The organism is Phyllobacterium zundukense (assembly GCF_002764115.1).
In the GTDB taxonomy this organism is placed as follows: Bacteria; Pseudomonadota; Alphaproteobacteria; order Rhizobiales; family Rhizobiaceae; genus Phyllobacterium; species Phyllobacterium zundukense.
Window position 1 is genome coordinate 33,096 of the sequence record NZ_CP017945.1, and the last position, 14,434, is coordinate 47,529.

Annotated in this window: 13 protein-coding genes; 1 reads left to right on the forward strand and 12 read right to left on the reverse strand. The window is 56.7% G+C overall.

All coding sequences use genetic code 11. From position 1 onward, the window contains the following. Nucleotides 1-36 precede the first annotated feature (36 nt). A complete protein-coding gene (locus tag BLM14_RS29985) occupies nucleotides 37-2,754 on the forward strand; it encodes a heavy metal translocating P-type ATPase (protein ID WP_100003722.1) in 2,718 nt (905 codons plus the stop codon). A gap of 60 nt (nucleotides 2,755-2,814) precedes the next feature. Here the strand turns inward: BLM14_RS29985 and BLM14_RS29990 are convergent, their stop codons facing one another. From BLM14_RS29990 to BLM14_RS30045, 12 genes are all read right to left on the reverse strand, one after another. Then, nucleotides 2,815-3,525, reverse strand: coding sequence for a cupin domain-containing protein (locus BLM14_RS29990; RefSeq protein WP_157929639.1), 711 nt, complete (start codon nucleotides 3,523-3,525; stop codon nucleotides 2,815-2,817). Nucleotides 3,526-3,634: 109 nt separating this feature from the next. Next, nucleotides 3,635-5,128: an ABC transporter substrate-binding protein gene (locus BLM14_RS29995; RefSeq protein ID WP_100003724.1), complete on the reverse strand. Its 1,494-nt coding sequence runs from the start codon at nucleotides 5,126-5,128 to the stop codon at nucleotides 3,635-3,637. A gap of 237 nt (nucleotides 5,129-5,365) precedes the next feature. Further along, entirely contained in the window at nucleotides 5,366-6,376 is a 1,011-nt protein-coding gene (locus BLM14_RS30000; protein WP_100003859.1) for an ABC transporter ATP-binding protein, read from the reverse strand. 13 nt (nucleotides 6,377-6,389) lie between these two features. Next, on the reverse strand, nucleotides 6,390-7,442 hold the full coding sequence (locus BLM14_RS30005; protein ID WP_100003725.1) for an ABC transporter ATP-binding protein: 1,053 nt from the start codon (nucleotides 7,440-7,442) through the stop codon (nucleotides 6,390-6,392). Nucleotides 7,443-7,492: 50 nt separating this feature from the next. Beyond that, on the reverse strand, nucleotides 7,493-8,197 hold the full coding sequence (locus BLM14_RS30010) for a GntR family transcriptional regulator (protein WP_100003726.1): 705 nt from the start codon (nucleotides 8,195-8,197) through the stop codon (nucleotides 7,493-7,495). A 19-nt stretch (nucleotides 8,198-8,216) separates the two neighbouring features. Continuing rightward, on the reverse strand, nucleotides 8,217-9,122 hold the full coding sequence (locus BLM14_RS30015; RefSeq protein WP_100003727.1) for an ABC transporter permease: 906 nt from the start codon (nucleotides 9,120-9,122) through the stop codon (nucleotides 8,217-8,219). Continuing rightward, nucleotides 9,112-10,056 (reverse strand): ABC transporter permease, encoded by a 945-nt coding sequence (locus BLM14_RS30020; protein WP_100003728.1) that lies wholly within the window; start codon nucleotides 10,054-10,056, stop codon nucleotides 9,112-9,114. The genes BLM14_RS30015 and BLM14_RS30020 overlap by 11 nt, the downstream gene beginning before the upstream one ends. Nucleotides 10,057-10,082: 26 nt before the next feature. Then, nucleotides 10,083-11,360 (reverse strand): NAD(P)/FAD-dependent oxidoreductase, encoded by a 1,278-nt coding sequence (locus tag BLM14_RS30025; protein ID WP_100003729.1) that lies wholly within the window; start codon nucleotides 11,358-11,360, stop codon nucleotides 10,083-10,085. A 372-nt stretch (nucleotides 11,361-11,732) separates the two neighbouring features. Then, nucleotides 11,733-12,032 (reverse strand): metal-sensing transcriptional repressor, encoded by a 300-nt coding sequence (locus tag BLM14_RS30030; protein WP_100003730.1) that lies wholly within the window; start codon nucleotides 12,030-12,032, stop codon nucleotides 11,733-11,735. 72 nt (nucleotides 12,033-12,104) lie between these two features. After that, nucleotides 12,105-12,659, reverse strand: coding sequence for a GNAT family N-acetyltransferase (locus tag BLM14_RS30035; RefSeq protein ID WP_157929640.1), 555 nt, complete (start codon nucleotides 12,657-12,659; stop codon nucleotides 12,105-12,107). A 63-nt stretch (nucleotides 12,660-12,722) separates the two neighbouring features. Continuing rightward, nucleotides 12,723-13,358 carry a hypothetical protein gene (locus tag BLM14_RS30040; protein WP_100003732.1) on the reverse strand — a complete coding sequence of 212 codons (636 nt, stop codon included), beginning with the start codon at nucleotides 13,356-13,358 and terminating at the stop codon, nucleotides 12,723-12,725. A 65-nt stretch (nucleotides 13,359-13,423) separates the two neighbouring features. After that, nucleotides 13,424-14,428 (reverse strand): cation diffusion facilitator family transporter, encoded by a 1,005-nt coding sequence (locus tag BLM14_RS30045; protein WP_418314293.1) that lies wholly within the window; start codon nucleotides 14,426-14,428, stop codon nucleotides 13,424-13,426. Nucleotides 14,429-14,434: the final 6 nt, after the last annotated feature.

Below are 14,434 nucleotides of genomic sequence, written 5' to 3' on the forward strand. Positions count from 1 at the left end.
GTCAAGAATCCTTTGGATCAAAACAGGAGATATTCGATGACCGAGACAGGTTCGGGCAGTCGTTCCGGCAGCATCAGCGAGGCTTTCACATTCAAGGTCGGCGGTATGGATTGCGGTAGCTGCGCCAACACGATCAAGACTACACTCAACCGGGTACCCGGCGTCTCCGACCTGAAGATTTCGGTGACAACGGAAACAATGTCGCTCCTGCTCGATGAGACTGCGACGCCCGTTTCAGAAATCGAGAAAAGGGTTCGCAAGCTTGGTTTCGAGCCAAGCCTGACCCGTCGCCCTGCCACAAAGGCAGAGCATGGCGCTGGCCACATTCATGGGCCGAACTGCAATCACGGCCATGATGATCATGAACACCATCAAGGGCATGCACATGAGCATAAGACGCATGATCACGCACCCCATGTTCACGGTCCGGGTTGCAACCACGATCATCATGATGGACATGATACCAAACAACATGACCATACGGCGCATCAACATGAAGTGCATGTCCATGGGCCGAATTGCAGCCATGACCACGCAGTGCCTGTCACTGAGGCTCCCGCACCGGCAGATCATCTTGTCTGGAAGGTCGAAGGAATGGATTGCGCGAGTTGTGCTGCAACGATCCGCACGGCTCTTGAACGCGTCCCTGGCGTCTCGGATATCCGCGTCTCGGTGACAAACGAAACCCTTATGCTAGCCCTCAACGAGCGCCTGACGCCATCCCATTTTGTAGAGAGCAAGGTGGCATCCCTTGGTTACAAACCGAGCCGTATCGGCCAAGGCAGCGCCCCGTCCACGGCTATCCCGTCACCGCGCCGCTGGTGGCAAACGCCGAAGGCGAAAATTGCCGTTATCGCCGGTGCATTGCTTGGCACCTCCTATGTTGCGAGTTTGGTTCTGCCGGAGCTCTCCTATTGGGTGTTCCTACTGGCAACCATCGTCGCAGCGGCTCCAATTGCACGGCGCGCCATCATGGCTGCCCTTGCCGGCGCCCCCTTCACGATCGAAATGCTTCTGACCATCGCTGCAGCGGGCGCAATTGTAATCGGTGCTGTAGAGGAAGCGGCCGTCGTGGTCTTCCTTTTTGCGGTAGGGGAAGTCCTCGAAGGCTTTGCCGCTAGCAAGGCCCGTGCTGGGATCAAGGCGCTCGGGGCGCTCGTCCCGAAGACAGCATTTGTCGAGGAAACCGGCCAGCTCCGTGAAGTCGCGGCCGATACGTTGCGCATCGGCCAGGTCGTTGTCGCACGCACTGGTGACCGCATTCCTGCCGACGGCGAAGTCGTGGAGGGCATGTCGAGTGTCGATGAATCACCGATTACTGGTGAATCGGTTCCGCGCCTGAAGGAGCCCGGTGCCGCGGTTTTCGCCGGATCCATCAATCACGAGGCAACATTGCGTATCCGTGTCAGCCGCGCTGCACAGGACAATACCATCGCCCGCATCATTACGCTGGTCGAGGAGGCTCAGGATTCCAAGGCTCCGACCGAGCGTTTCATCGACCGCTTCTCCCGTATCTACATGCCGCTCATTGTCGGCATCGCCATCCTCGTCGCAATTGTCCCGCCGCTCGTCGTCGGCGCAGAATGGGGAACATGGATTTATCGCGCTCTGGCTCTGCTCCTGATCGGCTGCCCATGCGCGCTCGTCATCTCGGTACCGGCCGCTATCGCCTCCAGCCTGTCTTCGGCTGCAAAGCACGGCTTGCTTATCAAGGGTGGTGCGGTCATCGAAGCCTTGGCCGGCGCCCAGACTGTCGCCTTCGACAAGACGGGAACGCTGACGCGCGGTGAACCCGTCGTTACGGACATCGTCGCCGGTGACGGCAACATCGCAACCTTTCTGGCAACTGTCAGCGCTCTCGAGCGGGAATCGAGTCATCCGCTTGCCAAGGCGATTGTGGACCGCGCGACCGCTGAAAATGTCTCTCCCGTCAACGCAAGGACTGTAAAGAGCGTTGCAGGCAAGGGCGTCGAGGGTGAAGTCGGCAGTCAGAAAATCTTTATCGGAGCGCCGCGTTTTGCCCGTGAAGCCGGAACGATCGGTGAACCGCTAGCCCGGCAGATTCACACGCTCGAAGCAGAAGGCAAGACTGTGGTTGTCGCAATAGCGAACGGCGAAGCGATTGGCCTCCTGGCATTGCGTGACGAGCCACGCCGTGACGCCCGTGCGGGCATTGCGGCGCTAAAGGCGGCCGGCATCGATACTGTGATGCTGACAGGTGACAATAAGGCAACGGCAGCTGCGATAGCACGTGAACTCGGCGTTGAAGCCCGCGCTGAAATGATGCCCGAAGACAAGGTGATGACGATCCGGGAACTTGCGGAGAAGCGCAAGGTTGTCATGGTTGGTGATGGCATCAACGATGCGCCGGCGCTGGCAGCTGCCCATGTTGGTGTGGCTATGGGATCAGGCACCGATGTTGCGCTTGAGGCGGCCGACGCTGCCTTGCTTCGCAACCGTGTTCAGGACATCGCGATACTGATCGGGCTGTCCCGGGCCACCATGCGCAATATTCGACAGAACGTGACGATCGCGCTTGGGCTGAAGGTAGCGTTTCTGGTGACCACCGTCCTTGGCGTCACCGGTCTGTGGATTGCGGTGTTTGCCGATACCGGCGCAACGGTTCTGGTGACACTCAATGCGATGCGCTTGCTTGGCTATCTCAAGAAGAGAAAACCGGAACACCTCCAGCGACGACATCCCGGATATTGGCTACAGCCTGACCCGAAAAAATGGCCCCGCCCTCTTCCATAAGAGGCTGGGGCCAGACTTATTTTGTACCGGATGTTGGCTGATCTGAATTACCTCGTTGGTTTATGACGGCCGCCATGTACCATAAATCTTCAGAACATCTTCCCGGCTATTCCATGCCAGCGATGCACCCTTCGGCAGGAGACACGTTTTACCCGGGCTCCAGATCGTATCCTCACCATTGCCGTCGCCGATCTCTACCTGTCCTTCGAGCATGTGCATCATCTCATAATAGACGTAGTTCATTGGGCGGCGGTGATAGGGCGTCGAACTCCATACGCCGGCTGTCCACTCCCCCGATGGATCCACATACCAGCGGCGGTTTTGGCATCGCGGCTCGGCGGAAATCAGTAGTTCCGCCGATGGGCTTGCGGATGGTGGACGCGGAGCGTCGAGATCGAAGAGGACGATACCCGTTTCCTTTGCCGCAGGATCTGCCTCGCCTGCAAAGCTCATAAAATCCCATTTGGCTAAGACATCTGCGCTCCACCCAACGCTAATGCCTTGCGGGACGACTGCAACACTTCCCTGGACCAGCGTCACAACCCGAATTCCGTCGTCGAGAATGAGTTTTCCGCCTCTGACGATGATGAGTTCATGGTGGGGATAGCTAGTGCTGCCGCTCGTACCGGATGCAAGCCCGCAGGAACCTGCCACTATCTTGTCCTCCGCCGAAAACACCACAACCCGCGCTTTGGCAAAAGGATCGCCGGAAGAAAGTACACGTGGGCCAGCCTGGACGACTAAGGGGTGAACGCTGATAACGTTGGGCATGGAATTCTCTCTCATAAGTTGGGATGACAGGTTCAGCTGCGGCAGCCGGATTTGAAAAGCCCCGGCTCGTTGGAACCGGGGCTCTGGCATAATCTTGGGAGACCATTTGTTACTTTGTCGCCAGGTCCTTGGTCAGGACATAGTAGTTCAGCGGATGCGGCTTGTAGTTTTCAAGCTTGTCCGAATAGGCATCGAAGACAGTTTCATGGATCAGAAAAACAGAGACGGCTTCTTCATAGAGCTTTCTGACTGCCTCTTCATAGATGGCGTAACGCTTTTCAGGCTCAGCAACCGTGTAGGCTGACTTGATCAGCTTGTCGGTATCTTCGTTGCAATAGTGCGAGATGTTATAACTGCCACCGCAGGTGTAGTCGGCATTGAGGAAGCCTACGGGTTCGGCAACGTCGGTCGTATAACCGCGCGACATCAGCGCCATGTCGAAATTGCCGGACAAAAGGTCGGGCTCGATTGCGCTGTAGTCGGCGACCCGGACCTCGACCTTTATGCCGATCTCCTGCAATTGCGCCTGGATGATAGCCGCGACGTCCTTCAGTTCGGTTTTAGCCGTATAAGCCAGAAGGCCTACTGTGAGGCTGCCAGGCGCCACACCTGCTTCGGCGAGCAACGCTTTCGCCTTGTCGACATCATAAGCCGGTTCCGGCTCTTGCTGAGCCCAGGGTTCGCCCGGTGCAAATGGCATCGTTGCGCCCTTCACCACACCCTCATAGATACTTTCCGCAATGCCGATACTATCAATGGCCGCCTGGATCGCCTGCCGCACCTTCACATTGTTGAATGGTGGCTTTGCATTGTTCAGCAAGAGTTCCGTTATACGTGGCGACGGTATTGGCGCCACCTTCACGCCCGCTGTCGACTCGATTGTCTTGACGGTCCACGGCGGTACCAGTCGCGAGATTTGCGCTTCGCCGGTACGGATCTGGGTTGCGCGAGTGTCGGCGTCCGGCACAAAATTCACGCGGCCCCCGGCAAGTTTGGGCATACCACCCCAATACTCATGGTTTGGCGCAAGGATCATATACTGGTTGGGATCGACCTCTGTTATCTTGAAGGGACCGGTGCAGGTTCCGATCGGATCGACTTTTCCGGTCTTATAGGCGGCGGGGGCAAGGATGGTCGTCGCGGGGCTCGCCATTTGCGCGGGCAATAGTACCGATGGCTCAACCGTCGTGATCTTCACCACATCTTCGCCGACCGGCTCGACAGAGGCGATCAGCTTTGACGAAAAGGCCCGTGCCGGAACCGGCGCTTTCAGTCGGTTGTTCAACGCATTGGCGACTGCTTCGGCGTTGAACGGTTCACCGTTTTGAAACTTAACGCCCTTACGCAATTTGAACTCCCAGACGGTAGGGCCGGCTTGTGTCCAGGACTCGGCAAGGCTTGGCTCGAGCTTTGTGTCATAGCCAATGCGGACCAGTCCCTCAAAGCAGCCTGCGCGTGAGCCGAGATAAGCGTCGTCCGACGACAAGTCCCATCCCGTCTTGACGCCGAAATTGTCATCATATGTAACCGTACCGCCCTCCGCAGAATGGGCACTGAACGATATTGCCAAGGCGCATGTTGTAAAAATCGCTTGTTTCAACATTGTCTTATTCCCCTTTTTTAACGACATTACCAATCGCAAACATTTCAATGGTCGATAATATCGCTTTCAGCGTTGTTAAAAGAATACATAGATCTCATCTATAGATATTCAAAGAATATCTACTTCCAACCTCTTTATTTTGTATTCAATTATTCGGAATTATATTCCGTTTATATATAAGTTACCGACAGATCGTCTGTTTTTACAGGGGCGGCGAAACATTTCCGCTCAAGGCGATCAACTCCAATCCGGCCAATGATGGCAGCGTACAAGATGCTCATCAGCCACGGCGCTGAATTCCGGTTCGCTCGCACTGCATCTATCGGTCGCGTGCTTGCAGCGGGTATGGAACCTGCAACCATCGGGTGGATTGAGCGGACTGGGCAAATCCCCGTCCAGCAGCATTTCCGGTGCATGCAGCCCGGTTTCGTCGAGCATCGAAGATGCAATCAGTGCCTTGGTATAAGGATGCTTCGGCGCACGAAACAATTCATCCCGATCCGCAATTTCGACGATCCGTCCAAGATACATCACGGCAATCCGGTCGCAGAGATAACGCACCACACGAAGATCGTGCGAGATCATCAAAATGGTCAGGCCGTGGCGCCGTTTCAGATCCATGAGCAGGTTCAGTATCTGCGTACGCATAGAGGCATCCAGAGCCGATGTCGGTTCATCGCATACCAGAAAGCTTGGATTGAGGAGAAGGGCACGTCCAATGACCACGCGTTGCAGCTGCCCTCCGGAACATTGGCTCGGGTAACGGTCATAGAAGGAAGTATCCAGGCCAACTTCCTCTAGCATCTGGTAGACGCGTGCATTGCGTTCGCCGCGCGTTCCAATCCCATGCTGTTCAAGCGGCGTTTCCATGCTTTGCCCAATGCGCATACGCGGATCCAGCGCTGAATAGGGATCTTGGAAGATCAACTGTACGACGCGGCGCATGCGGCGCAGCGCTTCTCCTTCCATGTGCAGAATATCGTGCTCTCCAATGGAAAGTTCGCCATTGGTCGCATTGGTAAGCCGCGTCATCAGTCTGGCAATGGTGCTCTTGCCGCAACCGGATTCGCCCACCAGCCCAAGGACTTCCCCCTCGCCTATCGTGAGCGACACACCATCGACGGATTTGACCATGCGATGACCGAGGCCCGGTACAGGATAATACTTGAAGAGATCTTTGGCGATGACGAAGGGCGGCTTCTTGTCATGCGTCGAGGGTCGGGGTGGTGCACTGGTGACTACTTGCATCACAATCCCTCCTTCAGCAAGCCGGCTGTTCGGCATGTTCGTGCCCAACTGCCCAGCACCGCGCCTTTCGCCCCTCCGGCAAGCTGTCCAGGTTCGGCTCTGATGCCATGCACTGGCTGCCCATGCCGCTGGATTTGGCCACAGCACAGCGAGGGTGAAAACGGCAACCGCAAGAAAGCTCATGTGCTTGCGTGCTTGAGCCAGGAATCGACAGCAACTGACCTTCACCATCTGTGGTGAGTAGCGAGCAACTGATCAGCGCCTTGGTATAGGGGTGTTGTGGTGCCTTGAGGATTGCCTGCGTCGGCCCTTCCTCGACGATGCGGCCTGCATACATGACAGCAATGCGGTCAGCGAAAGCAGCGACAACCGACAAGTCGTGGGTAATCAGCAGTGTAGCAAGCCGGCGCTTGCGACGCTCATCATCGAGCAACCGCAGGATCTGCGCCTGCACAGTCACATCGAGAGCCGTCGTTGGCTCGTCTGCGATCAGAAGCTGCGGATTTCCGGACAGGGCTGCGGCAATCATCACGCGCTGTGCCATACCGCCTGAAAGCTCATGTGCAAAGCATTGCGCCCGCGCGTCTGGATCGGGAATTCCGACGTCCCGCAACATATTGACCACCCTGCTGAGTGCCGAGTGGCGGCTCATTTTGCGATGAACCCAGAGCGGTTCAGCCACCTGCGTCTTTACCCGGCTGGTCGGATCGAGCATGGCCTGCGGCTGCTGGAACAGCATGCCTATGTCCGCACCGCGCAGTGCGTCGAGTTCTGCTGGCGAAAGGGCAAGGATATCCCGTCCGGCAAACGAAATACGACCAGCAGTGATCTCGGCGTCAGGCGGCAGCAGACGCATCAAGGACAGCGCCGTCATGCTCTTACCGGATCCGGATTCACCAACGAGAGCCACCACCTCGCCAACATTGACGGAAAGCGTCAGGCCCGAGATTACTGACTTTCTGCCATTCTCACCCGGAAACGAGACATACAAATCCTCGATCTCCAGAAGCGGCATCCGCTGCAGTGGCGTATTGGTATCGGTATGCGTTTGTCCTTCGATATTCATAAGAGTTCCCCTTATTTTTATTGAACCGGAGGGCATTTGCTAAGCCTGTATCATGCGGCTTCGGATGACGACCCTCTTTCACGCGCGGCATTGGCTTTATGCATGATACGAACCGGATCGCCGAAATGCTTCGGCAGTTCTTCTATTGCGGCGGCAACGTCACCGCTTGCGATAATATCCGCGAGACGCCGATGCTCCTCCACCAATGCCGCGCTGCCGCGATAGCCGCCCCTCAACATGAGCAGGCAGAGCTTGGTTTCGGCCTGCACCGTTGCGTACATGCGCGACAACCGGGAGCTTCCCGCAGCGTCCACCAGCTGGCGATGGAATTCCATGTCCAGATCGGCGACCAGCGGCCAGTCTTCCATGCGTGCAGCCTCGTCCATACGAACGACCAGCCGCTTCAAGCTGAGGCTGATCTCCGGCAGTGCCTCTGACATCATCACACGGCGAATGGCGCTGCCTTCAATTGCTTCGCGAACAAAAAATATGTCGGACAAGTCGCGGTCTGTCAGTTCCGGTATAAAGACGCCCCGATGTGGTTCACTGACAAGCAGTGCTTCTTGAATCAGCCGCTGCAGAGCCTCCCGCACCGGTCCCCGGCTGACCCCGAACTTTTCGGCCAGCTCCATTTCATTGAGCTGTGCCCCGAGCGGGAAGGCGCCGGAAAGAATTGCCTGGCGGATTTCCTCGGCGATCTGGCTGGACAGGGTCCGCCGCGTCAGCCGTTTGATCGTATTCGCCGTATCTGCCATTAACCTCTCCTCGCTTTATTCAGTGACCGCTTGATTTCTTTGTGTCGATATTCAAACCATGACCGATCCACGTAACACTTAAGGCCGATAAAAAGATTGCAAGACCCGGCGCGATGACAAGGATGGGCATACGTTCGGCGTAGGCTTGGGCATCGGCCAGCATCAGTGCCCAATCGGCCGCTGGTGGCTGGACGCCAAGCCCGAGAAACGACAATCCGCCAACGGTGATCAGCTTGTGGCCAAAACGCAAAAAAGCCACTGCGGCGATCGGCCGGATGGTGTTCGGAATCACATGCCGGAAAATAATGAAACGTCTGGTGCATCCCAGCACCTCGGCGGCTCGGATGTATTCCTGCGAATAGATCGACAGGGTCAGCCCGCGTGCCAGCCGGGCAAAAGGTGTCCAGCCGACAATCGTCAGCGATGCGATCAGCGTTCCATAGCCAGGGCCGAAAATAGCAACGAGAAAGATGGCGATGACCACATCCGGGATCGAGATCAGCAGATCGACAATGCGCATAAGAACTTCGTCGATGAGACCGCGGCTGCGTCCGCTGACGATGCCAATAAATGTCCCGATCACCACCGACAAGACCACTGTTACGGCGGCAATAGTTACTGTGAAGCGCCCGCCGATCAGCACACGGCTTAATAGGTCGCGTCCAAGATGATCGGTCCCCAACCAGTAAAGAGCGCTCGGCGGTTTGAGCCTGAAACGCAAGCTCTGCTGCGCAGGATCGTAGGGCGATATCCAGGGCGCGACCAGCAACGTTGCGAGAATGACAAGAAAGATCGTTGATCCGACGAAGAAGGTCCAGTGCCGCCGCCTGATGAAGCTCATAACTCCGCTGAGCACAGACGGGCGTTGGCGTTGATTATAGAGCACAACTGCCAGAGGCGCTTCGGAGTAATGATTAATGGTCATGGCGTCCCCGCATTGCTGGATTGATCAGGACATAAAGGCCATCGGCGAGCGTGTTGATCAGGATGGACAATGCCACGATGCAGACAAACCCTCCTTGCAGCATCGGAATATCGCGGTTGATCACAGCGTCGTAGAGGAGCCGGCCCATGCCGGGTATGGCGAAGATCACTTCCACGACGACCGAGCCTCCAAGCAGGCCTGCAAGCCAAAGGGCAAAGAACGTGACAACCGGCAGCGAACCGTTGCGAATGCCATGGCGCATCACGGTGCCGTGCATGCCGAGACCGCGACTGCGTGCGGCAGTGATATAGGGCGCCCGCAGAACATCGGTCATCGCTGCCCGTGTCACTTGCGTGAAATAGGCAAGCGGCCGAAGCGTGAGCGTCAGAGCTGGAAGCACCAGCGAACGCCAGCTATCCCAGCCCGCCGAGGGCAACCAGCCAAGATAAAGTGCGAAGACCAATGCGGACATTGGTGCAAACCAGTATTCCGGCGTTGCAACGAAAGTCTGGATCATCAGGGTGGTGAAATTGTCCAGACTGCCGCCCGGTCGCATGGCTGCCAGGGTGCCTAGCGGTAATGCGACAATGACCGCGATTGCCAACGCCGTCAGCGCCAGAGTGATCGATACACCCAGAGCGCGGACGAGTTCACCTGCCACGGGCTGACTGCTGGTGAATGAGAAGCCCAGATCGCCACGCACCGCGTTCCATAACCATGTGAAATACTGGACATAAAGCGGACGATCGAGACCAAGGCTCACGCGAAGTGCTTCAACCGCATGCGGATCGAGGGCTGTATCGCGCATACGCGAGAACAGGATCGTACGGGCAGGATCCCCGCCCGTCATATAGGGCAAAAGGAAAGCGATGACAGAAACGATTGCCAGCATCAGACATAGAATGAGGAATCGTCTCAGTGTCTGTATCCACATATCCCGGTCCTTTCTCCGCAATGGTTCTAGTGCAACAAATCCTGCAGCCGGTAGTAGGCTCCTACGAAAGGCAGGAACCAGGGCTTGCCAAAATGCCCTGGAATGGCCGGCCAATCGAGCTTGCGCCAGACATTGGCTTCATGCTGGCCGCTCATGACATCTGCCATTACCGAACCCATATGTGTCGACATCTGCGTCCCATGACCACTATAGCCCATTGAATAAAAGAGCCCCTCATGTTCGCCGGCACGGGGCAGACGGTCTGCCGTCATATCAACCAGACCACCCCAGCAATAATCGATACGCACGCCTGATAGCTGCGGGAAGACGGATATCATCGCCTTCTCGAGTATCTTGCCGCTCTTGGCGTCTGAAGCCGGGCTCGACATGGCAAAACGTGCACGCCCACCAAACAGCAGTCTGTTGTCGGGTGTGATCCGGAAATAGCTCCCGACATTCTTGGAATCCGTTGCCATGCGCCGGGTTGGCATGATCTCGTCAATAAGCGAGAGCGGCAGGGGTTCGGTGACAATGATAAAACTGCCGATTGGAACGATGCGGCGACGGAAGCGCGCGAACGGCCCCGCAACCGACGTGCCGGTTGCCAGCAGCACCTGCGAAGCGCAGATGGATCCGCTGGTCGTGATAACCTCGTGCTGGTAGCCGGAGATACGCTTGAGCTTGGTAACGGGAGCTCTCTCATAAATTCTTGCACCATGTCGAACCGCAGCGGAGGCTAGCCCTTGTGCAAACTTCCCCATATGCATCCCGGCGCTCTTAGTGAAGGCCAGCCCCCCGAAATAACGGTCCGTCCCGACTTCTGTACGGAGCCTGTCGCGACTGACAAGAGTGGTGTCCTGATCGACATCCCGGGCGAGAATTTCGTGCGTCCGTGCCAGTTTTTCGTAATGTTCAGGCTTGGCCGCAAGCTTGATCTTGCCTGTTCGCCGGAAGTCGCAATCAATCGCCTCTTCCATGACGAAACGCTCAACCGTATCAACAGCCGCATCATAGGCGCGGTAGAACGAACGGGCGGTGTCGCGACCGAACCGGGCAACCGCGCCAGAGTAATCTATTGCAACACCGTTGTTGCACTGACCGCCATTGCGGCCCGAAGCGCCGCTGCCGATCTGTCCGGCTTCGATCAGGACGACATCAGCGCCCTTCTTGGCGAGGCTGACTGCCGCTGCAAGCCCGGTGAACCCACCACCAATGACCGCAACATCCGCCCGGCCTGACAGGCTGCCACTGGCGGCGTCTAAGAACGGGGGAACTGTGTCCAGCCAATAGGATTGCAGCTTCATAGCGTCACTTTCCATCGTGTCTGCACTCAGAGATCTGGAGCGAATGCCGGTTCATCCGCCTCCAGAGAACCGCCAGACCCCGTTATCAGCCTGAGCCTAACCTCGATGGTGTCACAAGTTTTAAGATTGTCAACAATCCTAATGTTTCATGACGTGCGTTATTGAGCGTATTTTAGGCGTGTATTGGATAAACGCAATTATTAGGCAAATCGCCGATCCGCGGCAGCAGAATGTGTTGCGCAATCGAGGCAAGTTCGCCGAGGCACAAGCAAGGCAAAATTCAATTTTTTGGAAAATGAGATGAGCAGCGGGAGCCCGCATCGGCGCCGGGCGACGACTATTCCTTTGGGAGGGTAAGCGCCATAACGGGCATCAAAGATATTTGGTGATTTCCTTGAACTCGTCGATGGGCTTGCGCTGTTCCTTCGGCAGAGCCCCGACAGTCTCCTCAAGGCAATGATCAAGGTGATCCTGGATAAGCGTACGCTTTGCCTGACTGATGGCTTTCTCGACGGCATGGAGTTGCTGGGCTATGTCGAGGCAAGGACGATTGCTTTCGATCATCTCGACGACGCTGCGCAGATGACCATTGGCCCGCTTCAGCCGTTTCGCAATGTCGGCATGATGCTCGTGAACATGATGTTCCTGCGCCGGAGCTGTTTGATCTGTCATGGTAGTCTCCAAGAGCATGGTCAGTCTCTTCCTGCGTCTCTTGATACGCGACCGCCGCAGAAAAGGGTAGCGTCAGGCATCGACCAGTTCCAGTTTCTTGTCGAAATGGGTGCTGAAGTCCCATTCGCCGATATTCTCATAACCGACTGACTTCCAGAACCCGATCGTGGCTGCTGCGTCGCTTGAAGCATGAAGATACATGTTCGTATATCCGAGCTTGAGTGACTCCTCCTCCACCAAACGGTTGAGCTTCGTTCCAAGTCCATATCCACGCTGATCCTTGCGCACATAGAGCCGCCAGAGCGAGCCAATCTTGTCCGGCTCAGGATAGCGGTCACGAAAGGCCTCGATGATCGCCGGCTTGAACCGAAGACCACGAACGCCAACTGTCGCGACCAGCTCGCCCTCCCCACTCTCGACAATCCAGAATGCACCGCGATTGGGGTGCGCATAATGATTCTTTGCTTCTGAAAGGAGCAAGGTGTCTATGTCGAGATGCCAATTGGGATTGTAGTCGAAACCGTAGAACTCCTTGATCGTATCCAGGCAGAACTTGCGAGCAGCTACGTGAGATGGCGTTGCCGAACCGGAAAGGCGCGAAAGTATAAAATTATCGGGCAAGTGCATGGTTTCTCTCCCTCTCGGACCCATCGCGGCATGGCCACGATGGGCAATTGCACCGGAACGAAATTATAGAACGGGAAGGCTGCGCTTTACCGTTCCGGCATCGTCCTTCACGATCAACCGGATGTGCGTCGCGTCATCGACCTTGCCACTGGCAATCAGCGTTGACTGGTCCGGACCCGGCATCAATAGCAGCTGGCGCACCTGGTAATCCTCGGCCTTGGGTCCTATGGCTTCAACCTCGATCCTTTCCTCGGACACTGCTTTCGTCGCCGTACCGTCCTTGTGCCATTTCAGCAGCCAGCGCCCCGGCCCCGACCTGCTCACTTCAACCTCAGCACCATCGCCAAGCGGGATGACAGAACCGCGAACCACACCGGTCTTTGCTTGGAGCGGCGCTGCACCCGGCACTGCCGCCTCACGGGTATGGAAATGGCTGCCGTGCAGGACCATGATGCGAATGCGACGGGCGCTGCCGACATCGCCGGTCACAGCGACGGTCGAAACATTCGATCCCTTGGCTACAGACAGGGGATGGACTGCACCGCTGTCATCAATGGCATCGACCATGATCTCTTCAAGCGGCGGAGCTTTGTAATCGGGCTTGCCCGCCTCGCTGAATGCCAGTTCCCAGCTCTGGTTACCAACGTCGATAATATCGACCATCTGGCCGTGTCCCATATGAATGCCCTGTGTCGTCATTGTTCCAATCCTCAACTTGTTGTTTCGTAGATCGAGATATTTCCAGTGTCTGCAGATGTTGTCCCTCAGGCTGCCGGACGAACCCTTATCTGGACTGCGTTGAGCGCGGGCAAATGTCCCTTCAGTTCACGTTCATAGTGGTTCGCAACCCTGTCGGCCGCAGCAACTGGCAGATCAGGATCCATGGCAATGTCGATATCTGCGCGCAGTTTGTGGCCGAGCCAGCGTGCCTTGACATCAAGCACGCTGACAATGCCGGGCACGTGCTCAGCCGTGTGCGTGATTTCATCGAGAACACCGGGCTCCACGCCATCGAGCATGCGGGTGAACACCGCACGAGCGGACTGCCAGACAATACCGAAGATCATGAAAGTGATGATCAGACCGACGATCGGATCGGCAAGCGGGAAGCCAAGCCACACGCCAGCGGCGCCGATGACAACAGCGAGGCTGCCGAAGCCGTCAACGCGGGCATGATACCCGTCCGCGATCAGAGCGGCACTGTTGATCTGGCGTCCAACGCGGATACGAAACACGGCAACAGCTTCATTGCCGAGGAAACCGATGATACCCGCAATAACCAAAACGCCTATCATCTGGATCGGCTGCGGGTTAAGCAGGCGTTCGATCGATACGTAACCGGCGTAGAGTGCACTGAACAGGATCAATCCGACAATCACCACACCTGCGAGATCTTCGACACGGTTCAATCCGTAGTTGAACGTCCGGGTGGCAGCCTTGCGGGCAAAGAGGAATGCTATCCCCAGCGGGATAGCCGTCGCAGCATCGCCGAAATTGTGGATTGTATCAGCCAAGAGCGCCACACTGCCTGTCAGATAGACGATGGCGACCTGCGCCATGGTGGTGACCATCAAGATAATGAACGACCACTTGATAGCCCAAAGGCCCTTGCTGGTTGACGCGATTGTTGCATCGATGACCCCGTGCGTATGGCCATGATCACCATCTCCGTGGGAATGACCGTGCCCATGGCTGTGGCCGTGGGCACCCGAATGGGCAAAGCCCGGATCAGGCGCAAAGCCCATCCAAACAAGCGCTGACTTGATCATTGCGTT

What these genes read in the sequence shown, in the direction of transcription:
- BLM14_RS30005 (WP_100003725.1), bottom strand. Translation starts at nt 7,442, where the DNA reads ATGAATATCGAAGGACAAACGCATACCGATACCAATACGCCACTGCAG.
- BLM14_RS30035 (WP_157929640.1), bottom strand. Translation starts at nt 12,659, where the DNA reads ATGCACTTGCCCGATAATTTTATACTTTCGCGCCTTTCCGGTTCGGCA.
- BLM14_RS30040 (WP_100003732.1), bottom strand. Translation starts at nt 13,358, where the DNA reads ATGACGACACAGGGCATTCATATGGGACACGGCCAGATGGTCGATATT.
- BLM14_RS29990 (WP_157929639.1), bottom strand. Translation starts at nt 3,525, where the DNA reads ATGCCCAACGTTATCAGCGTTCACCCCTTAGTCGTCCAGGCTGGCCCA.
- BLM14_RS30000 (WP_100003859.1), bottom strand. Translation starts at nt 6,376, where the DNA reads ATGCAAGTAGTCACCAGTGCACCACCCCGACCCTCGACGCATGACAAG.
- BLM14_RS30015 (WP_100003727.1), bottom strand. Translation starts at nt 9,122, where the DNA reads ATGACCATTAATCATTACTCCGAAGCGCCTCTGGCAGTTGTGCTCTAT.
- BLM14_RS30025 (WP_100003729.1), bottom strand. Translation starts at nt 11,360, where the DNA reads ATGAAGCTGCAATCCTATTGGCTGGACACAGTTCCCCCGTTCTTAGAC.
- BLM14_RS30010 (WP_100003726.1), bottom strand. Translation starts at nt 8,197, where the DNA reads ATGGCAGATACGGCGAATACGATCAAACGGCTGACGCGGCGGACCCTG.
- BLM14_RS29985 (WP_100003722.1), top strand. Translation starts at nt 37, where the DNA reads ATGACCGAGACAGGTTCGGGCAGTCGTTCCGGCAGCATCAGCGAGGCT.
- BLM14_RS30030 (WP_100003730.1), bottom strand. Translation starts at nt 12,032, where the DNA reads ATGACAGATCAAACAGCTCCGGCGCAGGAACATCATGTTCACGAGCAT.
- BLM14_RS29995 (WP_100003724.1), bottom strand. Translation starts at nt 5,128, where the DNA reads ATGTTGAAACAAGCGATTTTTACAACATGCGCCTTGGCAATATCGTTC.
- BLM14_RS30045 (WP_418314293.1), bottom strand. Translation starts at nt 14,428, where the DNA reads ATGATCAAGTCAGCGCTTGTTTGGATGGGCTTTGCGCCTGATCCGGGC.
- BLM14_RS30020 (WP_100003728.1), bottom strand. Translation starts at nt 10,056, where the DNA reads ATGTGGATACAGACACTGAGACGATTCCTCATTCTATGTCTGATGCTG.